21 protein-coding genes and 1 tRNA gene are annotated in these 21,950 nt (G+C 72.2%); 6 read left to right on the forward strand and 16 right to left on the reverse strand.

What is annotated here, in order from left to right; all coding sequences use genetic code 11:
* Positions 1-107 precede the first annotated feature (107 nt).
* From DEJ50_RS13295 to DEJ50_RS13310, 4 genes are all read right to left on the reverse strand, one after another.
* A complete protein-coding gene (locus tag DEJ50_RS13295; RefSeq protein WP_150212102.1) occupies positions 108-1,274 on the reverse strand; it encodes a serine hydrolase domain-containing protein in 1,167 nt (388 codons plus the stop codon).
* Between the two features lie 65 nt (positions 1,275-1,339).
* Positions 1,340-2,098, reverse strand: coding sequence for an energy-coupling factor ABC transporter ATP-binding protein (locus tag DEJ50_RS13300; RefSeq protein ID WP_223837736.1), 759 nt, complete (start codon positions 2,096-2,098; stop codon positions 1,340-1,342).
* A gap of 14 nt (positions 2,099-2,112) precedes the next feature.
* A complete protein-coding gene (gene cbiQ, locus DEJ50_RS13305; protein WP_150208149.1) occupies positions 2,113-2,874 on the reverse strand; it encodes a cobalt ECF transporter T component CbiQ in 762 nt (253 codons plus the stop codon).
* A gap of 2 nt (positions 2,875-2,876) precedes the next feature.
* Positions 2,877-3,941, reverse strand: a complete 1,065-nt coding sequence (locus DEJ50_RS13310; protein ID WP_150208151.1) for an energy-coupling factor ABC transporter permease — start codon at positions 3,939-3,941, stop codon at positions 2,877-2,879.
* A 185-nt stretch (positions 3,942-4,126) separates the two neighbouring features.
* On the opposite strand from DEJ50_RS13310, the gene DEJ50_RS13315 reads away from it, so the two are divergent.
* Positions 4,127-4,489: an SsgA family sporulation/cell division regulator gene (locus DEJ50_RS13315; RefSeq protein ID WP_150208153.1), complete on the forward strand. Its 363-nt coding sequence runs from the start codon at positions 4,127-4,129 to the stop codon at positions 4,487-4,489.
* Positions 4,490-4,557: 68 nt separating this feature from the next.
* Here DEJ50_RS13315 and DEJ50_RS13320 read toward each other — a convergent pair whose 3' ends face one another.
* Positions 4,558-6,759, reverse strand: a complete 2,202-nt coding sequence (locus DEJ50_RS13320; protein ID WP_150212103.1) for an MMPL family transporter — start codon at positions 6,757-6,759, stop codon at positions 4,558-4,560.
* Between the two features lie 129 nt (positions 6,760-6,888).
* A complete protein-coding gene (locus DEJ50_RS13325) occupies positions 6,889-7,458 on the reverse strand; it encodes a TetR/AcrR family transcriptional regulator (RefSeq protein WP_150208155.1) in 570 nt (189 codons plus the stop codon).
* Between the two features lie 232 nt (positions 7,459-7,690).
* Between DEJ50_RS13325 and DEJ50_RS13330 the strand changes: the two genes are divergently transcribed.
* Positions 7,691-10,978, forward strand: a complete 3,288-nt coding sequence (locus DEJ50_RS13330) for a S41 family peptidase (RefSeq protein ID WP_150208157.1) — start codon at positions 7,691-7,693, stop codon at positions 10,976-10,978.
* Positions 10,979-11,094: 116 nt separating this feature from the next.
* On the opposite strand, the gene DEJ50_RS13335 is transcribed toward DEJ50_RS13330, so the two are convergent.
* From DEJ50_RS13335 to DEJ50_RS13345, 3 genes are read right to left on the reverse strand one after another with little or no spacing between them, the layout of a single operon-like run.
* Entirely contained in the window at positions 11,095-11,982 is an 888-nt protein-coding gene (locus DEJ50_RS13335; RefSeq protein ID WP_150208158.1) for an SDR family oxidoreductase, read from the reverse strand.
* Positions 11,979-12,914 (reverse strand): alpha/beta fold hydrolase, encoded by a 936-nt coding sequence (locus DEJ50_RS13340; RefSeq protein ID WP_150208160.1) that lies wholly within the window; start codon positions 12,912-12,914, stop codon positions 11,979-11,981. The genes DEJ50_RS13335 and DEJ50_RS13340 overlap by 4 nt, the downstream gene beginning before the upstream one ends.
* Entirely contained in the window at positions 12,911-14,458 is a 1,548-nt protein-coding gene (locus DEJ50_RS13345; RefSeq protein WP_150208162.1) for a flavin-containing monooxygenase, read from the reverse strand. Before DEJ50_RS13345 ends, DEJ50_RS13340 begins: the two co-directional genes overlap by 4 nt.
* Positions 14,459-14,582: 124 nt before the next feature.
* Here DEJ50_RS13345 and DEJ50_RS13350 point away from each other — a divergent pair, with 124 nt between their 5' ends.
* On the forward strand, positions 14,583-15,269 hold the full coding sequence (locus DEJ50_RS13350; RefSeq protein ID WP_150208163.1) for a MerR family transcriptional regulator: 687 nt from the start codon (positions 14,583-14,585) through the stop codon (positions 15,267-15,269).
* Here the strand turns inward: DEJ50_RS13350 and DEJ50_RS13355 are convergent.
* A complete protein-coding gene (locus DEJ50_RS13355) occupies positions 15,254-16,054 on the reverse strand; it encodes an exodeoxyribonuclease III (RefSeq protein WP_150208165.1) in 801 nt (266 codons plus the stop codon). The genes DEJ50_RS13350 and DEJ50_RS13355 overlap by 16 nt on opposite strands.
* Positions 16,055-16,092: 38 nt before the next feature.
* Between DEJ50_RS13355 and DEJ50_RS13360 the strand changes: the two genes are divergently transcribed.
* Entirely contained in the window at positions 16,093-16,584 is a 492-nt protein-coding gene (locus DEJ50_RS13360) for a GNAT family N-acetyltransferase (RefSeq protein WP_190344453.1), read from the forward strand.
* Between the two features lie 6 nt (positions 16,585-16,590).
* Positions 16,591-17,052 (forward strand): hypothetical protein, encoded by a 462-nt coding sequence (locus DEJ50_RS13365; RefSeq protein WP_150208167.1) that lies wholly within the window; start codon positions 16,591-16,593, stop codon positions 17,050-17,052.
* 43 nt (positions 17,053-17,095) lie between these two features.
* On the opposite strand, the gene DEJ50_RS13370 is transcribed toward DEJ50_RS13365, so the two are convergent.
* Entirely contained in the window at positions 17,096-17,872 is a 777-nt protein-coding gene (locus DEJ50_RS13370; protein ID WP_150208168.1) for an alpha/beta fold hydrolase, read from the reverse strand.
* Between the two features lie 74 nt (positions 17,873-17,946).
* Between DEJ50_RS13370 and DEJ50_RS13375 the strand changes: the two genes are divergently transcribed.
* Positions 17,947-18,495 carry a PadR family transcriptional regulator gene (locus DEJ50_RS13375; protein WP_150212105.1) on the forward strand — a complete coding sequence of 183 codons (549 nt, stop codon included), beginning with the start codon at positions 17,947-17,949 and terminating at the stop codon, positions 18,493-18,495.
* Positions 18,496-18,838: 343 nt separating this feature from the next.
* Here DEJ50_RS13375 and DEJ50_RS13380 read toward each other — a convergent pair.
* From DEJ50_RS13380 to moaC, 5 genes are all read right to left on the reverse strand, one after another.
* Positions 18,839-18,912: transfer RNA gene (locus DEJ50_RS13380), tRNA-Ala, on the reverse strand.
* A gap of 78 nt (positions 18,913-18,990) precedes the next feature.
* On the reverse strand, positions 18,991-20,019 hold the full coding sequence (locus tag DEJ50_RS13385) for a hypothetical protein (protein WP_150208170.1): 1,029 nt from the start codon (positions 20,017-20,019) through the stop codon (positions 18,991-18,993).
* Positions 20,020-20,186: 167 nt separating this feature from the next.
* The gene (locus DEJ50_RS13390) at positions 20,187-20,777 is read right to left on the reverse strand and encodes a GNAT family N-acetyltransferase (RefSeq protein ID WP_150208172.1); all 591 of its coding nucleotides are present in this window, start codon (positions 20,775-20,777) and stop codon (positions 20,187-20,189) included.
* 17 nt (positions 20,778-20,794) lie between these two features.
* Entirely contained in the window at positions 20,795-21,406 is a 612-nt protein-coding gene (locus DEJ50_RS13395; protein WP_150208173.1) for a molybdenum cofactor biosynthesis protein B, read from the reverse strand.
* Positions 21,403-21,882 (reverse strand): cyclic pyranopterin monophosphate synthase MoaC, encoded by a 480-nt coding sequence (gene moaC / locus DEJ50_RS13400; RefSeq protein ID WP_150208175.1) that lies wholly within the window; start codon positions 21,880-21,882, stop codon positions 21,403-21,405. Before moaC ends, DEJ50_RS13395 begins: the two co-directional genes overlap by 4 nt.
* Positions 21,883-21,950: the final 68 nt, after the last annotated feature.

Consider the following 21,950-nt stretch of genomic DNA (forward strand, 5'->3'; position numbering starts at 1 on the left):
CCCGGGCGGACCGGCCCGGCCGGGCCGAACGCCGCCGCCCGACCTGACCGCCCCGAGCAGAACCCGGCCCGAACAGCCGCCCAGCGCCCCGCAGGGCATGGCCGGGGTTACAGGGACGTGCGGAGGGCGCGGATCAGGGACTGGGCGCGGGGGTCTGCCGTGACCGACTTCGCCAGCGCGTTGGTGGTGTAGCCGAAGCCGATCCCCGCCTCCGGGTCCGCGAAGGCCAGTGAGCCGCCCCGGCCCGGATGGCCGAAGGAGGCCGGGGACAGCAGCGGGGAGGCCGGGCCGTGCAGCATGTAGCCGGGGCCGAAGCGGGTGTGGACGACCAGCACCCGGTCCGGGCCGGCGGACAGCTCTGCGCCCGCCCGGGCGGTGATCGCCGGGGTGAAGATCCGGGCGCCGTCCTCGACCACCCCGATCGTCGCCGCGTAGAAGCGGGCCAGCGCCCGCGCCGTACCGATGCCGGCCGAAGCGGGCAGTTCGGCCGCCCGCCAGGCCGGGTCGTTCTCGTCCGGCAGCGGATCGATCGCCGCAAACGCCCGCCGGGTCAGCGAACCGGGGTCCGCATACGCCTCCGAAACGTTTCTCCGCGGCCGGGTCTGCAACATCCCCGCCTTCTCCGGCGGCTCCACCGGCGCCACCCGGCCCACCCGGTGCGCCTCCGTTTCCGGCAGGCCGATCCAGAAGTCGAGGCCGAGCGGCTCGGCTATCTCCTCCGCGAGCCAGGTGCCGACCGTGCGCCCGGTCACCCGCAGCACCAGCTCGGACAGCAGCCAGCTGTAGGTCTGCGCGTGGTAGCCGTGCGCGGTGCCGGGCTCCCAGAAGGCCTGCTGCCCGGCGACCGCACGCGCCCCGGAGGTGCCGTCCGCAGCCTCCGCGGCCGTCAGCGGCCGGTCGAGCGCCGGAACGCCGGCCCGGTGCGCGAGCAGGTCCGCGACCAGGGTGCGCTCCTTGCCGCCGGCCTTGAACTCCGGCCAGTACGAGGCCACGGGAGCGGCCAGGTCCAGCAGCCCGCGCTGGTGCAGCAGCAGCGGCACCGCGGCGGCCACGCCCTTGGTCGCCGAGCGGACCACCACCGCGGTGTCCTCGGCCCACGGCTCGCCGCCGGGGCCACCGTCGGCATCCTTGGTGCCGCCCCACAGGTCCACGACCTTGCGGCCGTCCCGGTACACGGCCACCGCCGCGCCCCGGTCCCCGAGCACCTCGAAGTTCCGCGCGAACGCGTCCCGCACGGGCTCGAAGCCCTCCGCCACCACACCCTGGATGTTCACGTTGTCCACGGGCGGTCCAACAAGCCGCGGACTCCGCTTATGCCACCGCGCTCATGTCAGCGCGCTCACGCCACCGCCACCGAGCGCGGGTCGAAGCCGAACGGCAGTTCCAGCCGGTGGGCCCGCATCAGGTCCTCGTCACACAGCAGATCCTGGGTGCGGCCGTCCGCGGCGATCACTCCCTCGCCGAGGATCACCGAGCGCGGGCAGAGCTCCAGCGCATACGGCAGGTCGTGGGTGACCATCAGCACGGTCACGTCCAGCGAGCGCAGGATCTCCGCGAGTTCCCGCCGGGACGCCGGGTCGAGATTGGACGAGGGCTCGTCCAGGACCAGGATCTCGGGCTCCATGGCGAGGACGGTGGCGACGGCCACCCGGCGGCGCTGGCCGAAGGACAGATGGTGCGGGGGCCGGTCGGCGAAGGCGGCCATGCCGACCCGGTCGAGGGCGGTACGGACCCGCGCCTCCAGCTCGGCGCCGCGCAGCCCGGCCGCGGCCGGGCCGAAGGCCACGTCCTCGCGGACCGTCGGCATGAACAGCTGGTCGTCGGGGTCCTGGAAGACGATGCCGACCCGGCGCCGGATCTCGGCGAAGTTCCGCTTCTCCACGGGCAGGCCGGCCACCGTCACCGACCCGGCGCCGCCGCCGAGGATGCCGTTGAGGTGCAGGACCAGGGTGGTCTTGCCGGCGCCGTTGGGGCCGAGCAGGGCGACCCGCTCGCCGCGCCCGACGGTCAGGTCCACCCCGAACAGGGCCTGGTGGCCGTCCGGGTAGGCGTAGGCGAGGCCGGAGACCTCAAGAGAGGGAGCCGTCGAAGAAGCCATCGAGGCAGCTGTGGTCATATCGTCCAACCCATCACACAGACGGCGAGTGCCGCCACCGGCAGTACGGCCGCATACGCCCACTGCGCACGGCCGGCCGCCACCTCGTCGATCACCGGCATGGAGCCGGCGTACCCCCGGCTGACCATCGCCAGGTAGACCCGCTCGCCGCGCTCGTAGGAGCGGATGAACAGGGCGCCGGCGGTCTTGGCCAGCACCCCCCAGTGGCGGATCCCGCGCGCTTCGAAGCCGCGCGAGCGCCGGGCCACCGACATCCGGCGCAGCTCGTCGGCGATGACGTCACCGTAGCGGATCATGAAGGAGGCGATCTGGACCAGCAGCGGCGGCAGCTTGAGGCGCTGGAGTCCGAGCAGCAGCGCCCGCAGCTCGGTGGTGGAGGCAAGCAGCACCGAGGCCGCCACTCCGAGGGTGCCCTTGGCCAGGATGTTCCAGGCGCCCCACAGTCCGGAGACGGACAGCGAGAGCCCCAGCACCTTGACCTGTTCGCCCTCCGCGACGAAGGGCAGCAGGACCGCGAACCCGACGAACGGGATCTCGATCACCAGTCGCCGCAGCAGGAAGCCGGCCGGGATCCGGGCCACCGCGGCGACCCCGGCGAGCAGCGCCGCGTACGCGCCGAAGGCCCACACCGCTTCGCGCGGGGTGGACACGACGACGAGGACGAAGGCGAAGGTGGCGGCGAGTTTGCAGTGGGCCGGCAGCCGGTGCACGGGCGAGTGTCCGTGCCGGTAGAGCTTGTGGCTGTGTCCGGCCGCCACGGTCAGACCGTCTCGGGCTGGGCCGCCGACGGCTGCTCGGAGTCCTGGCGGCGGCTGCGCGCCACCCAGAAGATCCCGGTGCCGACGGCGATGGTGGTGCCGACGCCGATCACGCCCGCGACACCGACGGGGATGCCCTCGGTCTCGCCGTACTCGGCGAGCGGGGAGCCGGCGGTGGCGTGCTCGTACTGGTCGGCCTTGGCGTCGATGCCCTTGTCGGCGGCGACCTTCTCCAGGCCGTCGGGGCTGGCGGAGGCGTAGAAGGAGACGAAGCCGGCCAGCAGCAGGGCGGCGGCCAGGCCGGCGCCCCACAGCTTCCGGGCACCGCCGGCGGCCGGGGCCCCGGCCGGTTCGGCCGGTTCGGCGGGTACGGCAGGTACGTCGACGAGTTCGCCGCCGACCCGCAGCTTGAGCGGGGTGCGCAGGCCCCGGGCGCCGTGGACCAGGTCCGGCCGGACGGCGAGTACGGCACCCACGGTCGCGGCGGTGATCAGGGCCTCGCCGAGGCCGATCAGGACGTGCACGCCGACCATGGCGGTGAGCACCTTGCCGACCGGCACGTCGGTGGTGCCGCCGATGGCGTAGAGCAGGGTGAAGGCCGCGGCGGACGCGGGCACCGAGACCAGCGCGCCGGTGAAGGCGGCGGCGGTGACCGAGGCCCGGGTGCGGGGCAGCACGGCGAGCAGCCCGCGGAAGATCGCATACGCGACCACCACGGTGACCACACCCATGATCGTGATGTTCACGCCGAGGGCGGTCAGGCCGCCGTCGGCGAACAGGACGCCCTGCATGAGCAGGACCACGGAGACGCAGAGCACGCCGGTGAAGGGGCCGACGAGCATCGCCGCCAGGGCACCGCCGAGGAGGTGGCCGCTGGTGCCTGCGGCCACCGGGAAGTTGAGCATCTGGACGGCGAAGATGAAGGCGGCGACCAGGCCGGCCAGCGGTGCGGTCCGTTCGTCGAGTTCCCGGCGGGCGCCGCGCAGGCTGACGGCCACGGCACCGGCGGCTGCGACGCCCGCCGCCACGGAGACGGGTGCATCGATGAATCCGTCGGGTACATGCATGGTGTGTCCGCTCCGCTTCTTCACACAGTCTTTATCTCTCCCAGCATGTCGGCAGTTGCAAACCGTTGGCAATAGCGCTCCCATCACAAAACCGAGGGCGCGCTTTCGTGGGGATGTGCGAGGCTGGAGAGCAATACGGAGCGATTTATTCCGCTTTTGCGCTGTATGACGCGAGGAGCCGGTCGATGTCTGCCACCACCGCCGCCGTCGAAGAGCGAGTCCGTGCCCGCGTGATCACCGACGACCCCCTCTACCGGCCCATCCCGGTGGCGCTGCGGTTCACCGCCGCCGAACCCCTCGCCGTACGGATCGTCTTCCCCGCGGGCCTGTCCCCGGAGGGCACCGAGAACGAGTGGGTCTTCCCGCGCGCCCTGCTGGAGGCCGGCCTGCAGGCCCCCTCCGGGAGCGGCGACGTACGGGTCTGGCCCTGCGGCCGGGTGCAGGCGGTGGTCGAGTTCCACTCGCCGGAAGGGGTGGCCGTGGTGCAGTTCGACATCGCCGCACTGCGCCGCTTCCTGCGCCGGACCTACGACCCCCTCACCCATTAGCCGGAACGGGCCCGGCCCCGTACCCGAGGACTTCGGGTACGGGGCCGGGCCTTGCATCAGACCTTGGATCAGACCTCGACGAGCTTGCGGTCCTGGTCCGGACCGCCGGCGGCCGGGTCGGAGAGGTGCTTGCGCAGCGCCTCGCCCTCCACGTCCACATTGGGCAGCACCCGGTCCAGCCACTTCGGCAGCCACCAGGCACGGTGTCCGAGCAGCGCCAGCACCGCCGGCACGATCGCCATGCGGACGATGAAGGCGTCGAACAGGACGGCGATGGCCAGCGAGAAGCCGATCATCTTGACCATCTGCTCGCTGGAGCCGATGAAGCCGGCGAACACCGCGATCATGATCACGGCGGCGGCGGTGACCACCCGGGCGCCGTACTGGAAGCCGGTGACCACGGCCTGGCCCGGGCGCTCGCCGTGGACGTACGCCTCACGCATCCGGGTGACCAGGAACACCTCGTAGTCCATGGCCAGACCGAACACCACGCCCACCATGAAGATCGGCATCATGCTCATGATCGGACCGGGCTGCTCGACCCCGAAGAGCCCGCCGAGCCAGCCCCACTGGAAGACCGCGACGACTGCGCCGAGGGCGGCCACCACCGAGAGCAGGAAGCCGAGGGCCGCCTTGAGCGGGACCAGGATCGAGCGGAAGACGATCATCAGCAGCAGGAAGGCCAGGCCGACCACGAGCGCCAGGTAGGGCAGCAGCGCGTCGTCCATCTTCTGCGAGAAGTCGATGTTCATCGCGGTCTGGCCGGTGACCAGCACCTCGTCCCCGGCGACCTCGCGGATCTTGTGGACCACGTTCTCGGTCGCGACCGAGGACGGACGGTCCTTGGGGACCACCGTAATGATCCAGGTGTCGGCGTCCTTCTCCTTGTTGGGCGTGGGCGGGAGCACCGCCTCGGCCACGTTCAGGGCCTTGACCTGCTCGGACGCCTTGTCCGCGGCGGCCTTGTCGCCGTCCACGACCAGCATCAGCGGGCCGTTGAAGCCAGGGCCGAAGCCCTCGGAGAGCAGGTCGTAGGCGCGGCGCTGGGTGGTGGAGACCGGCTGGGAGCCCTCGTCGGGCAGGCCCATCTGCAGCTGGCTCACCGGCAGCGCGATGGTGCCGAGGCCGATCACACCGAGCAGCAGGACCACCAGCGGGCGGCGGAGCACGAAGCGGGCCCAGCGGGTGCCGCCGTTCGGCTTCTCCTCGGCGCCGGCGGCCTTGGGCTTGCCGCCGCCGAACAGCCGGCTGCGCTCCCCGGCCGGCAGGACGCGCTTCTGCGCGAAGCCGATCATGGCCGGGACCAGGGTGAGTGCCACGAGGACGGCGATGACCACGGTGCCGGCGGCAGCCGCACCCATCTTGGTGAGCATCGGGATGTTCACCACGGCCAGGCCGACCAGGGCTATGACCACGGTCAGACCGGCGAAGACCACGGCGGAGCCGGCGGTTCCGACGGCGCGGCCGGCGGCCTCCTCCTTCTCCCGGCCCTCGGCGAGCTCGGCCCGGTAGCGGGAGACGATGAACAGCGCGTAGTCGATGCCGACGGCGAGGCCGATCATCATCGCGAGGGTGCCGGTGGTGGTGCCGAGGTCGAGCACATTGGCGAGCGCGGTGATGGAGGAGATGCCGATGCCGACGCCGATCAGCGCGGTCAGCAGCGGCAGACCGGCCGCGATCAGAGAGCCGAAGGTGATGACCAGGACCACCGCGGCGACCATGATGCCGATGGCCTCGCCGGAGCCGTTCTCCGGCATGGTCTGGAGCGCGTCACCGCCGATCTCCACGGTCAGGCCGGACTTCTGGGCGTCCTTGCCGGTCTCCTTGAGCGCCTCGCGGGTCTTGTCGGTCAGCCCCATCGCGTCGACCTTGTACTTGGTCGTGATGTACGCGGTGGTGCCGTCCTGGCTGACGGCCTGGACCTGGTACGGGTCGTCGACCGTGGCGATCTGGTCCGAGCCGGACTTCAGGTCCGCGACGATCTTCTGGACCTCGCCCTTGGCCGCCGGGTCGGTGACCTTCTGGCCGTCCGGGGCCTTGATCACCACACGGGCGGTCGCACCGTCGGCGGCGAGCGCCGGGAAGCGCTCCTCGAGCAGGTCGAAGGCCTTCTGGGCCTCCGTGCCCGGCATGGAGAAGGAGCTTGAGGTAGGTGTGGACGCCGAAGCCGCGCCGAAGCCGGCGAGGAACAGCAGCGCCACCCAGAGAAGTGCGACCCAGCGGCGGCGCCGGAAGGCACCCTTGCCGAGTCGGTAGAGGAAGGTGGCCACGTCGGTGGTTCCCCCGTTCAAGTCGTGGGATGGGATCAGCGATCAGAGCGTGATGAGTCGGCCCGACGACGAGAGCGGCGTGTCAGGAGCAGCAGGAAACACAGTGGGGACTGTGGGATCGGCGAGTGGTCAGATGCCGAGGGCGGGGAAAACCACGGCTTCGATGAAATCGGCCAGGAAGTCCCGGTCGACGGGTCTGTCCTCGATCAGCGGCAACGCGATGAACGCGCCGATGAGCATGTGCGGCACAAAGGCCACGGCCGGACAGTCCGGGGCCAACTCGCCCCGGTCCACGGCTCGTTGCAGCATAGCCTGGAGCCCGGTGATCTCCGGATCCACCAACAGCTCGCGCAGCGCCTTGTGGAGCTCCGGGCTTTCGTGGACGGCATGGGTCAGGCCGCGCATCAGCGCGGTGTCCTTCGCCATCCGGTCGTCGTCGGAACTCTCGACCATCACGGCGAAATCACCGCGCAGCGTGCCGGTGTCGATCTCCCGGAGGGAGACCGGCTGGGTACAGCGCAGGGCCCGGGCGACCAGTTCCGGCTTGCTCCCCCACTGGCGGTAGAGCGTGGCCTTGCTGGACTTGGTCCGGGTGGCGACGGCATCCATGGTCAGCGCCTCGTAACCGACCTCGCGGAGCAGGTCCAGGACCGCTCCGTGAAGCTCGGCCTCCCGCTCGGGGGTGATCCGGCTGACCATCTCTCCGTACCTCCCGCCGCTCGGAAATGTCCGTCCTCCACCGAGGACGATACCCTCGGCCACACCGAAACGAAACCGTTTCGTTTCGACTCCGGGAGTAATGTCCGTCACGCCGGGAGCCGCCGGACCGGACGGCCTCGCGACCGGATCCACCGGCTCCGCCTGGCCGGATCCATCGACTGGATCAACAGTACGAGTTGCCGGGCCCCCGCTGCACGGAAAGCATTGGGGAGTGAGTCAAGTCGCGTATCTCCGGTTCCCCCACCTGCACGACGACCTGCTGTGCTTCGCCGCCGAGGACGACCTCTGGGTCGCGCCCCTGGTCGCCGACGGTGAAGCCCCCGGCCGGGCCTGGCGCATCACCGTCGACCGGACCCGGGTCGGCCACCCGCGCTTCTCCCCCGACGGCCGCCACATCGCCTTCACCACCTGGCGCAGCCTCGACCCCGAGATCCACCTCGCCCCGGTGGACGGCGGCCCGGCCCGCCGGCTCACCCACTGGGGCTCCACCGACACCCGGGTCTGCGGCTGGACCCCGCCCGACAAGGACGGCCGCAGCGACATCCTGGCCGTCTCCTCGCACGGCCAGCCCTTCTCCTACTACGCCTGGTCCTACAGCCTGCCCACCGACGGCAGCCCGGGTGGAAAGCTGCCGTGGGGCCCGGTCTCGCACATCGCGGTCCACGAGGAGGACCACGACGCAGAGGGCGCCGGGGCCCGCCACACGCTGCTGCTCACCGGCAAGCCCCCGCACGAACCCGCCGCCTGGAAGCGCTACCGCGGCGGCGCCACCGGCCGGCTGTGGCTGCACGGCAAGCGGCTCCTGGAGGACCTCGGCGGACACCTCGACTCCCCCATGTTCGTGGGCGGCAGGATCGCCTTCCTCTCCGACCACGAGGGGGTCGGCAACGTCTACTCCTGCCTGCCCGACGGCACCGGTCTGCGCCGCCACACCGACCACGAGGAGTTCTACGCCCGGCACGCCGCCAGCGACGGACGGCGGATCGTCTACCAGTGCGCGGGCGAGATCTGGCTGGTGGACTCCCTGGCCCCGGACGCCCGGCCGCGCCGCCTCCCGGTCCGCCTCGGCGGCCCGCGCGCGGGCCGGCGTACGTACCAGGTGCCCGCCGCCAGCCACGTCCAGAGCGTTGCGGTGGACACCACCGGCCGGGCCAGCGCGGTGACCGTCCGCGGCAGCCTCTACTGGCTCATCCACCGGGACGGCCCGGCCCGGACCATCGCCGACACCCCCGGGGTGCGGGTCCGGCTGCCCGAGATGCTGGGCTCCGCCGGCCAGGTCGCGTACGTGACGGACGCTGAAGGCGAGGACGCCATCGAGATCGCCTACCTGCCCCGGGCCTCCGGCGACCGGGAGCCGCGCCGGCTGGCCTCCGGCGAGCTGGGCCGGGTCCTGGAACTGGTCTCCGACCCGGAGGGGGAGCGGATCGCCATCGCCTCCGACGACGGACGGCTGCTCCTGATCAACGCAACGGAAGACTCCGACGGCGAGGTCACCGAGCTGATCCGGTCCATCAACGGGCCGGTCACCGACCTGGCCTTCTCCCCCGACGGGGCCTGGCTGACCTGGTCGCACCCCGGGATCGGGCGCTCGCTGCGCCAGATCAAGATGGCCCGGATCTCCGGACCCGGCGGACAGACCGTCGTCGACGTCACCAACGGCCGGTTCGAGGACGAGAATCCGGTGTTCACCCGGGACGGACGCTATCTGGCCTTCCTGTCCTGGCGCGGTTTCGACCCGGTGTACGACGTGCACACCGGCGACCTGTCCTTCCCGCTGGGCTGCCGCCCCTATCTGGTGCCGCTGTCCTCGGCCACCCCCTCCCCCTTCGCCCTCTCCGCCGAGGGCCGCCCGGCCGCCGGCGGACTCGACCCGCTGGAAGGGGACACCGGCGACGCCACGGTGACCGTGGAGATGGAGGGACTGGAAAGCCGGGTGACCCCGTTCCCGGTGACCGCCTCCAAGTACTCGGCCCTGCACCCGGTGGCCGGCGGCGGACTGGTGTGGCTGCGCTGGCCGATCTCCGGCGCGCTCGGCGAGACCTTCGCCAATCCGGAGCACACCAGCGGCAAACCCACCCTGGAGCACTTCGACCTCGTCAAGGCCCGCAAGACCGAACTCGCCTCCGACCTGGACTGGTTCGCGGTCAGCGGCGACGGCACCCGGCTGGTCGTCAACGACGACGGGGACCTGCGGGCGGTGCCGGCCACCGAGTCCGGCGACAGCGACTCGACCGTCTATCTGGACCTGCGGCGGATCCTGCACGAGGTCGACCCGGGAGCCGAGTGGCGGCAGGCCTTCGAGGAAGCCGGGCGGATCATCCGCGCCTACTTCTGGGAACCGAAGATGTGCGGGATCGACTGGGACGGAGTGCTGGACCAGTACCGCCCGCTGGTCGAACACGTCGCCTCCCCCGACGAGTTCGCCGACCTGCTGCGCGAGGTCCTCGGCGAACTCGGCACCTCCCACGCCTACGTCTCCCCCGCCCGCCGCAACGAAGGACCGCCGCACTACCAGCGGCCGATCGGCCTGCTCGGCGCCAACCTGGTGTGCCGGGACGGGGAATGGCTGGTCAAGCGGATCCTGCCGGGCGACTCCTCGGACTCCAAGGCCCGTTCCCCGCTGGCCGGCACCGGCATCCGCGACGGCGCCGTCCTCACCCATGTCGACGGCCGGCCGGTGGACCCGGTCGCCGGCCCCTATCCGCTGCTGGCCGCGGCCGGCGGCACCACGGTGGAGCTCACCTTCCGGCCGGCCGAGGGCGAGGGCCGGGCCCGGCGGGTGGCGGTCGTCCCCCTGGTCGACGAGCGCCCGCTGCGCTACCAGGACTGGGTGGCCAAGCGCCGGGCGGTGGTCCGCGAGCTCAGCGGCGGAAAGTGCGGCTACCTGCACATCCCCGACATGGGCGGCTCCGGCTGGGCGCAGTTCAACCGGGACCTGCGGATGGAGATGTCCCGGCCCGCGCTGATCGTGGACGTACGCGGCAACGCCGGCGGGCACATCAGCGAGCTGGTGGTGGAGAAGCTGACCCGCCGGATCCTGGGCTGGGACCTGACCCGCAACGCACAGCCCGTGTCGTACGCCTCCAACGCGCCCCGCGGCCCGGTGGTGGCACTGGCCGACGAGGCGACCTCCTCCGACGGGGACATGATCACCGCGGCGTTCAAACTGCTGGGGCTGGGCCCCGTGGTGGGCCAGCGGACCTGGGGCGGGGTGGTCGGTATGACCGGCCGCCACACCCTGGGCGACGGCACGGTGATCACGGTGCCGATGAACGCCGCCTGGTTCCCCGAGTACGGCTGGTCGGTGGAGAACCACGGGGTCGCACCGGACCTGGAGGTCCTGCGCACCCCGCTGGACTGGGCCGAGGGGCGGTACGCACAGCTCGACGACGCCGTGCACCTGGCGCTGGAGCTGCTGGAGGAGAACCCGGCCGCGGTGCCGCCGGGCTACACGGACGTACCGGACGGCCGGCGTCCGAAGCTGCCGCCGCGCTCCTGAGCCCGGGCCGGGCCGGCCTGTCCGGGCCGGGCAGCCCGGCCGGGAACGCGGAAGGGGCGCGGTTCCCCCGGCCGGGGGAACCGCGCCCTGGGCGCCGCCGGAAACCCGGGCGCCGATCAGCCGGTGCGGTGGGTCCGCTCCTGCTCGTCGGCAGCCCCGCCGGCCCCCACCAGCCCCTTGGACACCCCGGCCAGCCGGGGCTCGAACCGCTTCATCTCCCGCTGTCCAACCGTGGCGATGATGCCCGGCAGGTAGCCGCGCACCGACTGCATCCCGCGCAGCCACCACTGTGCGTACACATGGGCCGACCGCCGCTCGATGCCCGCCACGATCCGGTCCACGGCCGGCCCCAGCGGGTACGTCCGGTTCGACGGCCACGGCAGCCGCTGCCGCAGCTCCCGCATCACCTCGTCCCGGTCGGCCCCGCGCACCATGTCGGTGTCGGTCCAGGACAGGTAGCCGACCCCGACCCGGACCCCCTTGTAGCCGACCTCGGCGCGCAGGCTGTGCGCGAAGGCCTCGACTCCCGACTTGGAGGCGCAGTACGCCGTCATCATCGGGGCCGGGGTGATCGCGGCGAGCGAGGCGATCTGGAGGAAGTAGCCGCGGCTCTCCATCAGCACGGGCAGGAAGGCCCGGGCGGTCACGGCGCCGCCGATCAGGTTCACCTCGATGACCCGGCGCCAGGCGTCCGGATCGGAGTCGGCGAACGGACCGCCGGCCGCGACCCCGGCGTTGGCGATGACGATGTCCACCTTGCCGAAGCGCTGCTTGACCTCCTGGGCGACCCGGGCCATGGCCTCGTGGTCGGTGACGTCCGCGTACCAGTGGTCGCTGTCGGTGTGCAGCCGCTCCGAGACCTCCTTGAGGGCCTCCGGCTCCAGGCCCACCAGGGCGATCCTCGCGCCGCGGGCGGAGAGTTTGCGGGCGAGCAGCTCCCCGACCCCGCGGGCCGCCCCGGTGACCACGGCGACCTGGCCTTCCAGACTCCTGCGAGCGCTCACGAAGCCTTCTCCTTCATCTCGTTCTGCCCGGTCGGTCCGGTCAGCCGGGCGAGTTCGCGGATCGCGCGGGTGACGGCCTCGGGGGCCTCGATCGGGGTCATGTGTCCCATGCCGGTCAGTTCGGTGAGCCCGACGCAGTGCGGCAGGGCGGCGGCCAGGCCGCGGGCGTGCACGATCGGGGTCAGCCGGTCCGCGGTGCCTGCGATCACGGCGGTCGGTACGGTGAGCCGCCCGACGCCGTGGTCCAGGTCCAGCCCGGCCAGCACCTGCGACCAGGCGTGCCGGACCCGGGTCGGGCAGGCGTGCACGATCCGGGCGCAGGCCTCGACCCGGTCGGGGGCGGAACCGGGGCCCATCGTGGCGTACTTGAGGACCTGGCGGGCCACCGGGGTGACGGGCCCGAGCGGGGCCCGGGAGCCGAGCACCGCACGGGTGATCCGGGTGCGGGCGCGGCCGGCCCGGACGGGCAGCACCAGGGCCTCCTCGACCAGCCGGGAGCTGCCCGTGCTGCACAGCAGCGCGGCGGCGGCCCGCTCGGTGAACTCGGGGCGGGCGGCGGCGGCCATGATGGTCATGCCTCCCATGGAGTGCCCGGCGACCACCGCCTGCTCGCCCTCGCCCAGGGTGGCCTTGAGGACGGCGACCAGATCGTCGGCGAGGGCGGTGGTGCTGTACTCGGCGGCGGCCGGGCTGCGGCCGTGGCCCCGCTGGTCGTAGGCGATGACCCGGTGCTCGCCGGCCAGCTCGCGGATCTGGGCCGCCCAGAAGGCGGTGGAGCAGGTCCAGCCGTGCGCCAGCACCACGGCGGGCGCGTCCTCCTCGCCGTGCACCTCCACATGCAGCCGGGCCCCGTCGGCGGACACCGCGGTGAGCTCGCGGCGGGCGGTGGGAGGGGCGTACGGTCCGCTGGTCACATGCATCAGCCGGCTCATGCGGCACCCTCCACGGCAACGGCGGCACCGGCCTCGGCGGGGAGGGCCTTCGCAGCGGCGGCCGGGGCGGGTTCCCGGTCCCGGACGCGCTGCACCTCGTACTCGGAGAGGTCCACGCTCCGCGTCTCCCGGCGGAACTCGCCCGTGGTCCCCGGCCAGACGGTGGTGTTGCGCCCGTTGGCGTCCAGGTACCAGCTGGTGCAGCCGCCGGTGTTCCACACGGTCCGCTTCATCCGGTCCTGCACCTTCCGGTTCCAGGCGTGCACCGCCGAGGGCCGGGCGGCCAGCGCCGCCCGCCCGCCGAGCACGTCCAGCTGCCGCAGGTAATCCGCCATGTAGTTCAGCTGGGACTCGATCATGAGGATCATCGAGCTGTTGCCCAGCCCGGTGTTGGGGCCGATGATCGTCATCCAGTTCGGGAAGCCGGCCGCGGTCGCCCCGCGCAGCGACTGCATCCCGTCCTTCCAGACGTCGGCGAGGGTCTTGCCCTCCGCGCCCACCACCCGGTCGGCGATCGGCATGTCGGTGACGTGGAAGCCGGTGCCGAAGACGATCGCGTCGACCTCGGTCTCGGTGCCGTCGGCCGCGACCAGCACCGAGCCGCGGATCTCCTTGAGCCCGCTCGCCACCAGGTCCACGTTGGGGCGGGCCAGCGCCGGGTAGTACTCGCTGGACAGCAGGATCCGCTTGCAGCCGATCCGGTAGGAGGGGGTCAGCTTCGCCCGCAGCGCCGGGTCCTTGACCGAGCGGGCCATATTGGCCTTCGCCATGGACTCGATCAGTCCGAGCTGCTTGGGGTGCTTGGTGAAGGCGCTGACCTGGAGCTCCCGGATGCCCCACAGCAGCCCGCGGCGGGCCGCCCGGGTGAACGGCAGCTGCCGGTGCAGCCAGCGTTCCACCCCGCTGATCGCCCGGTCGGTGCGGGGCAGCACCCACGGCGGGGTCCGCTGGAACAGGGTGAGCCGCGCCACCTCCGGCGCGATCGCCGGGACGATCTGGATGGCCGAGGCCCCCGTCCCGATCATCGCGACCCGCTTGCCGCGCAGCTCGTAGTCGTGGTCCCAGCGGGCGGAGTGGAAGACCTTGCCGGGGAACTCGGCCAGCCCCGGCACCTCGGGCATCTTGGGGTCGGACAGCGGCCCGGTGGCGGACACCACCACATCGGCGGTGAGCACCCCGCCGGAGGTCTCGATCCGCCAGTGCAGCGCGTCGGCGTCCCAGCGCATCATCCGGACCTCGTGGTTCAGCCGGATGTGCGGGCGCAGGCCGAAGGTGTCGGCTACATGCTCCAGATAGGCGCGGATGTGCGGCTGCCCGGAGAAGGTGCGGGGCCAGTCCGGGTTCGGCGCGAAGGAGAAGGAGTAGAGGTGGGAGGGCACGTCGCAGGCGCACCCCGGATAGCTGTTGTCCCGCCAGGTGCCGCCCACCGAGTCGGCCCGCTCCAGCACCACGAAGTCGGTGATCCCCTCGCGCCGCAGCCGGACGGCCGCCCCCAGCCCGCCGAAGCCGGACCCGATCACCGCCACGCGCACATGCTCGCCCACGCCCGCCGCCCTTCACAGACTCTGCCAGCAATCACTGGCACGGTTGGGAGAGTAGAGCTTCTCCGTACTCATGGGTAGGGGTCGCGCGGGGAAAGTTACCCTCGGTACGCCATAGGCTGCGCCTGTGGCGGACGAACAGACGGTACGCGAATACCGGACAGAGGAGCTGGCCGAGGCGGCCGGCATCCCCGTGCGCACCCTGCGCTTCTACCGTGAACGCAAGCTGCTGCCGCCGCCCCGCCGCGAAGGCCGGATCGCCTGGTACGACGACCACCACCTGGCCCGGCTGCGGACCATCGCCGCCCTCCTCGACCGCGGCCACACCCTGGGCGGCATCGCCGAGCTGACGGCGGCCTTCGAAAACGGCCGTGACGTCGGCCAGCTCAGCGAGCTGCTGGGGATGGGCTGGTCGGAGGAGACCCCGGTCCGCCTCACCCCGGAGGCGCTGGCCGACTACTTCGAGGGCGAGGTCACCCCGGAGAACCTGGCGGCCTCCCTGGACCTCGGCTACCTGGCCACCGACGGGGACGAGATCGTGCACGTCAGCCGCCGGCTGCTGGACGTCTCCTCGGCCCTGGTCCGCGAGGGCGTCCCGCTCGCGGCGGTCCTGGAGACCGGCCGTACGGTCCGCGCGCACGCGGACGCCATGGCGGCCCTCTTCGCCGACCTGATCTCGGCACATGTGGCGGACCCGGAGGCGGTGGGCCGGCTCCGCCCCCTGGCCAAGAGCGTGGTGGAGGCGGAGCTGTCGATGGCGCTGGACCGCCTGCTGGCGGCCCGCTCCCGGCCGGAAGGTCAGCCGAGCTCGTAGACCACGGTCACGGGCGCGTGGTCGGACCACCGCTCCGGATGGGTCTCGGCCCGCTCCACGAACCCCTTCACGGCCCGGCCGGCCAGCCCGGGCGTCGCGACGTGCAGATCGATCCGCCAGCCGGCGTCGTTGTCGAAGGCCCGCCCGCGGTAGGACCACCAGGAGTACGGGCCCTCCTGTTCCGGGTGCAGTTCCCGCATCACGTCCACATACCCGGTGCCGTCGTAGACGCTCCCCAGCCACTCGCGCTCCTCGGGCAGGAAGCCGGCGTTCTTGCGGTTGGTCTTCCAGTTCTTGAGGTCGGCCTCCCGGTGGCAGATGTTCCAGTCACCGCACACCAGCACCTCCCGGCCGTCGGCGGCGGCCCGTACCTTCAGCTCCGCCAGGTAGTCGCGGAACTCCGCCATGAACCGGTACTTCTCGTCCTGCTTCTCGGTCCCCGCCTCGCCCGAGGGCAGGTACAGGCTCGCGACGGTCACCCCGGGCAGGTCGGCCTCCACGTACCGCCCGCTGCCGTCGAACTCCTCACTCCCGAACCCGACCTGCACCCGCTCCGGCTCCCGGCGCGTATAGAGGGCGACCCCGGCCCGGCCCTTGGCGGCGGCCGGCGCGAACACGGTGTGCCAGCCCTCGGGCGCCCGGACCTCGGCCGGAATCTGGCCCTCCTCGGCCCGGACCTCCTGCAGGCAGATCACATCGGCATCGGTCCCGGCCAGCCACGGCACAAAGCCCTTCTTGGCGGCGGCACGGATCCCATTCACGTTCACGGAGGTCACGATGAGCATCACAGCACCATAGCCGCAGGGTTCCGTACGATGTCCGGATGTCTCACGGGATCGAACTCCGCGCCGTGCCGTACGACCACCCGGACGCGGTGAAACTCAACGACCAGGTCCAGCTCGAATACCAGGAGCGGTACCAGGGCGAGGGCGACGCGACCCCGCTCGACCCGGCGATGTTCGCCCCGCCGCACGGCCTCTACCTGCTGGCGTACGACGCCGCGGGCGCCCCGGTGGCCAGCGGCGGCTGGCGCCGGCAGGAGGCGAACCCCGAGGGCTACTCGGACGGTGACGCGGAACTGAAGCGGATGTACGTCATACCCGAGGCCCGCGGCCTCGGCCTGGCCCGGCGCATCCTGGCCGAACTGGAAGCGGACGCCCGTGCCGCCGCCCGCACCCGCATGGTCCTGGAAACCGGCGACCGGCAGCCGGAGGCCATCGCCCTCTACCTCTCCGAGGGCTACGCGATGTGCGCGAAGTTCGGCTACTACCGCGCGTACGACTCCAGCCGCTGCATGGCCAAGCCACTGATCTGAGGCACGATGGGCATCCTGGACACCTACCTCGGCACCCGGCGCCCCGCCGGGGGCGTCGCACCGCTGCCGGCCCTCGAGCTCCGCTCGGCGCTCCTCGCGCTCAACGGGCCGGGCGTCCCCTTCACCGTACGCAACGGCACCGCGAAGGAGGGCGACCTGGTCGCCGAGTGCCGGCTCCCCCAGCTGCGCGTACGGCTCCAAACCCGGATGCGCCTCGACGCGGCGAAGCGCGAGGTGCGGGCCCTCGACGAGCGGTGGGAGAACTCGTCCGGCGCACAGGCCCTCGGTGAGTACTCCCGCGGGCCGGCGAACGCGGTGTACCGGGTGTGGGAGAAGCAGCAGGGCCCCGACGGCCGCGAACGCCGGGTCGAAGCCTTCCGCTTCGAAACCCGTGAACTGAAGGACCCCCTGCGCCAGACCGTCCTCGCCGCGGGCTGGACCTGGCGCGGAGTCCTCTTCCGCCTCTGACCGGCCCCGACACGGGCACGCGGTGCGACTCCCGGCGTGTCTGTCAGGCCGCTCGCAGCGCGTGGGCGGTGGCCTGGGCGAAGGCGTCCGGGTTGTCCAGCATGATGTTGTGCCCGCTGTCCGGGATCGACACCACCGCGACTCCCGCTTCGGCGAGTTCCTGCGCGCCGGGAAGCGGCTGGTCGGCTTTCGGCCGCAGGCAGGTGCGCGGGATCGGCAGGGCCAGCAGCAGTTCGCGCAGGGTGGGTGTGGTGCCGCGGGCCCGGTGGACCGCGCTGCGGTACAGGGCCTCGCGCCCGGCCAGCCGCATGGTGGACCACCAGTGCGGCCCGGCCACCTCGCGGATCTCCCGCCACCCGCCGGCGAGGAACTCCTCCTCGGTATAGGCGGCGATGCCGCTCACCCCGGGCCGGCCGTGCACCACGGGCGTCGGGTCGAGGGCGGCGTCGACCAGGACGAGCCGGCCGACCAGGTGCGGATGGCGGGCGGCCAGCACAATGGCCACGGCGCCGCCCATGCTGTGCCCGACCACGTCCGCCGCCCGGACCCCGGACGTCTCCAGAGCCGTCGCCACGGCGTCGGCATGGTCCTCCAGCGTGTAGCCGAAGTCGGCGGGGCGGTCACTGATGCCGAACCCCAGCAGATCGACCAGCAGCGAGCGGTGGCCCGCCAGGGCGGGGTGCGCTGCGGAGGCCGCGAAGTACGGCGCGGCGGAGGCGCCGAGTCCGTGCAGGAAGACACGGGTGGCACGGCGGGGGTCTCCGGGCATGTCCACCCAGCGGATTCGCGCCCCTTCGGGGGTCACCTGGGCATCGCGCATGACTCTCCTCCATCACTCGGAAAGCATCGGCGAGACTATACATCGCCATCGATATATAGAGATGGTGGGGCATGATGGATGCCGTGTTGGAACTGGCGATCCTGGGTTTCCTGTACGAGCAGCCGCTGCACGGCTACGAGCTGAAGCGGCGCGTAGCGCATCTCACCGGCCACGTCCGGCCGATCGCGGACGGCACGCTCTATCCGGCCATCAAACGACTGGAGAAGGCCGGGCTGCTGAGCCGCCAGACCGAGCCCGGCACCCGGGCGGCACCCCGGCACGTCCTCACCCTGACAGCCACGGGCCGGGAGGAACTGCGCCGCCGCCTGCGCGAGGCCGACGGCGTCGAGATCAGCGACGAGAACCACTGGTTCACCGTCCTGGCCTTCCTGCGCCACCTGAACGCCCCCGACCAGCAGGCCGCCGTCCTCCGCCGACGCCAGGCCTTCCTCAGAGAGCCGAGCAGCTTCTTCTACGAGGACGAACGCCCGGTTGCCGCCGAAGAGTTCGACGACCCCTTCCGCCGGGGCCTGCTCACCATCGCCCGCACCACCAGCCGCACCGAGCTGGACTGGCTGGACAACACCCTGAGGACCCTCACCTCCGAGGCCGACCCAACCTGACACCCCAGACCGACGGGTGCCCCCACCCGACAACCCGTCAGGACGACGTGCCCGAGCGACCTCTGCAGATCACCTCGTACCCGGACACGGGTCGACGGTAGTCGTCCAGGAGTCGGAAGAACTCCTCGATCGGAGTGGAGCCGGGGCGAGGTGGTCGTCGGGCCAGAAGGCGCCTGCGGACTGCCGTCGGTCGGCATGCGCTGAGCCTACGACCGGGACACCTGAGAACCGGCGCCACGAGCCGCGAACCGTCATGCCGCAGAAACGCAGAGATCCCGCTCCGCCTTTCGGCGGAACGGGATCTCGTGACGATTCCTGAGAGCTACTCAGGAACTGTCGTCTGTGGACCTGTGGGGATTTGAACCCCAGACCCCCTCGATGCGAACGAGGTGCGCTACCAGACTGCGCCACAGGCCCTTGCGACGTGTGAAACATTAGCATCCCCGCGCGGGTGCTCCAAAATCCGTATCCGGGAGCGTCCGCGCAGGTCATGGCTCACTCGTTCGCGGCGCGCGGGCGGTCGTCGCTCTCGTACTGGTCGAACAGCGGCGTGCGGCCCCGGTCGCGGCCCCGCGGGCGCGGGGTGGTGGCGGTGGGGGGCTGGGGTTTGGCGTCGTCCGGGGCCGGGCGCTGGGCGCGCAGCCGGGGCTCGGTCGGTTCGGCGGTGCTGGAGCGGGCCGGGCTCCAGGCGTCCGGCGCCGGGGAGCCGGTGGCCCGCGGGGCGACCGGTGCGGTGACGTAGGTGGGCAGCGGGACCGGGACCGGTTCCCAGCTGTCACCGCGGGCGGGGCCGCGTTCGCGTTCCTTCTGCTGGTCGACCCACTCGGCGTGATCGGTCTGCTCGACCAGCGCGCGCCGGCCGGCCTCCTGCGGGGAGACCGGTGGCGCGGGGTCCGGGTCGGCACCCGCGGCGGCCGTGTCCTCGGCGGGGCGCCGGCGCGGCCGGTTCTCGCGGAGCCGGCGCGCGGCGGCCTCGGCCCGGCGGCGGTCCATGGTGAAGGCGAACCGGCGCCGCTCCTGGACCCGCAGGTGCACGATGTACGCGCTGAGCAGCACGGCGGGGACGGCCGGGGCCCACAGGAACCGCAGTCCGCCGACGGCGGCGACCACGGCGCCGAGGGTGAAGGCGAGGAAGAGCAGCGCGGTGGTGCGCCGGCGGCGGGCGAGCGCCTGGAGGCGCTGTTCGCGCCGGTTGCGCTCGATGCGTTCCGCCGCCTGCGCCCGCGGTTCCGCACGGGTCGGGGACATGCCGAAGGCCCGGGCGTCGGCGTCGACGGAATTCACCAATTCCGTCGCGGCGTCCGGGTCCGCGGGGGGCTCCGCCTCCTCGCCGCCGCGTTCACGCAGCTCCTTGGCGTAACGGCGCTCCATTCCCGCCCGGCCGGAAAGCAACCGGATGGCGGTGGAGAAGCGTTCCGTCGGACGGGCTTCGTTCAGCTCGTCCTGCCTCCGGAGCCACATGGGCACCAAGTAGGCGGCCCAGGCCCCGACAATGACTGCGTAGATGAGGCCGCTGCTGCTCACACCCCACACCGTAGAGGGACGCGGCCGAGGGCATCGGCCAATTGGACCGGTGTGTCGCACGATCCGGCTGATATCACGGACTTTTTTTGTGATTCTTCGGATCAGGTTATGGGCGAGGCCGGTCCACGGCGGCCACATTCGAACTAATGAACGAATTATCGAAAGTCTTATGTGCGGGTGCGGCGCCACCGGTCGAGCAGGCCCTCCGGGACTTCCTCCGCAGTGAGCGCATAGACCAGATGGTCCCGCCATGCGCCGTCGATGTGGAGATAGCGCGGACGCAGTCCCTCTTCGCGGAATCCGAGTTTCTCCACCACCCGCCGGCTCGGCCCGTTCTCGGGACGGATGCACACCTCGATCCGGTGCAGCCCGACCCTGCGGAAGCAGTGGTCCACGGCCAGCGCGACCGCCGTGGGCATGACACCCCGGCCGGCCACCTCGCGGTCCACCCAGTAGCCCACATGGCCGGCACACATCGAGCCCCAGGTGATCCCGGCCACCGTCAGCTGCCCCACCAGCCGGCCCTGGTACTCGACGACGAACGGCAGCATCCGGCCCGCGTTCGCCTCGGCCCGCAGGTGCCGGACCATCTGCCGGTACGTCGGCCGCTGGATCACCGGCCCCCAGGGGGCGGGCGGCGGGATCGTGGCCTCCCAGGGGCGCAGCCACTCGCGGTTGCGCCGGTTCACCTCACGCCAGGCGCCCTGATCGCGCAGCTTTATCGGCCGGAGCGAAACCTCGCCCTCGGTGAGCACCACCGGCCAGGACGGTCCGTTCAGCTCTGGCTCCCGGTCGGTGCCGGCGGGCGGGGGTGGTCTCCGCCGCGGATCTGGTCCACCGCGTGCAGCAGGATGCGCGACAGCACCGCCAGCCCGTCCCGGACCCCGCCCGTGGAGCCGGGCAGGTTGACGATCAGGGTGTGGCCGGCGACTCCGGCCAGCCCCCGGGACAGCGCCGCGGTCGGGACCTTCGCAAGGTTCTCGGCACGGATGGCCTGCGGGATGCCGGGGATCTCGTAGTCGAGGACCCGGGCGGTGGCGTCGGGGGTCCGGTCGGTGGGCGAGATCCCGGTGCCGCCGGTGGTGAGGATGACGTCGTAGCCGGCTGCCACGCCCTCGCGCAGCGCCTGCTCGACCGGATCGCCGTCGGGCACCACCAGCGGGCCGTCGACGGCGAACCCGAGCTGCTCCAGCCCCTCGGCGAGCACCGGTCCGCCCTTGTCGGCGTACACGCCCTGCGAGGCCCGGTTGGACGCGGTGACGACCAGTCCGCGCAGGCCGGCCGGCTCCGCCGTCCGCTCCGTCGTCCGCTCCGGTGCCGCGGACCAGGCCTGCCCGGGGGCGGGGTGGGCGTGGCCGTGCACCTCGCCGCCGCGGGGGGCGTTCACGCGCGGGTCCAGTCGCCGGACTTGCCGCCGGTCTTCTCCTCCACCCGGACGTCGGTGATGACGGCGCCCTTGTCGACCGCCTTGACCATGTCGATCACCGTGAGCCCGGCGACCGCGACGGCGGTCAGCGCCTCCATCTCCACGCCCGTGCGGTCCGCTGTCTTGACGGTGGCCAGGATCTCCACGGCGTCGTCGGCGACGGTCAGGTCGACCTTCACGCCGGAGACCGAGAGCGGGTGGCAGAGCGGGATCAGGTCCGGGGTCTTCTTGGCGCCCATGATCCCGGCGATCCGCGCGGTGGCGAGGGCATCGCCCTTCGGCACGCCCTCGCCCCGCAGCAGTTCGATCACCCGCGGGGAGACCAGGACCCGCCCGCTGGCCCGGGCGGTCCGGGTGGTGACGTCCTTCTCGGAGACGTCGACCATCCGCGCCGCCCCGGCCTCGTCGATGTGGGTGAGCCTGCTCTGGGTACTCATGCTGTGCCGCTCCGCTCTGGGCCGTGCAAAGGCCTGTGTGGTGCGACACACGCTACCCGCACCGGCCG

The sequence above is a fragment of the Streptomyces venezuelae genome, from assembly GCF_008642295.1.
Taxonomy (GTDB): Bacteria; Actinomycetota; Actinomycetes; order Streptomycetales; family Streptomycetaceae; genus Streptomyces; species Streptomyces venezuelae_C.

Coding starts and splice junctions, on each gene's coding strand:
- DEJ50_RS13300 (WP_223837736.1), bottom strand. CDS start 2,098: ATGGCTTCTTCGACGGCTCCCTCTCTTGAGGTCTCCGGCCTCGCCTAC.
- DEJ50_RS13310 (WP_150208151.1), bottom strand. CDS start 3,941: ATGCATGTACCCGACGGATTCATCGATGCACCCGTCTCCGTGGCGGCG.
- DEJ50_RS13315 (WP_150208153.1), top strand. CDS start 4,127: ATGTCTGCCACCACCGCCGCCGTCGAAGAGCGAGTCCGTGCCCGCGTG.
- DEJ50_RS13325 (WP_150208155.1), bottom strand. CDS start 7,458: ATGGTCAGCCGGATCACCCCCGAGCGGGAGGCCGAGCTTCACGGAGCG.
- DEJ50_RS13340 (WP_150208160.1), bottom strand. CDS start 12,914: ATGAGCCGGCTGATGCATGTGACCAGCGGACCGTACGCCCCTCCCACC.
- DEJ50_RS13355 (WP_150208165.1), bottom strand. CDS start 16,054: ATGCTCATCGTGACCTCCGTGAACGTGAATGGGATCCGTGCCGCCGCC.
- DEJ50_RS13360 (WP_190344453.1), top strand. CDS start 16,093: ATGTCTCACGGGATCGAACTCCGCGCCGTGCCGTACGACCACCCGGAC.
- DEJ50_RS13365 (WP_150208167.1), top strand. CDS start 16,591: ATGGGCATCCTGGACACCTACCTCGGCACCCGGCGCCCCGCCGGGGGC.
- DEJ50_RS13370 (WP_150208168.1), bottom strand. CDS start 17,872: ATGCGCGATGCCCAGGTGACCCCCGAAGGGGCGCGAATCCGCTGGGTG.
- DEJ50_RS13375 (WP_150212105.1), top strand. CDS start 17,947: ATGGATGCCGTGTTGGAACTGGCGATCCTGGGTTTCCTGTACGAGCAG.
- moaC (WP_150208175.1), bottom strand. CDS start 21,882: ATGAGTACCCAGAGCAGGCTCACCCACATCGACGAGGCCGGGGCGGCG.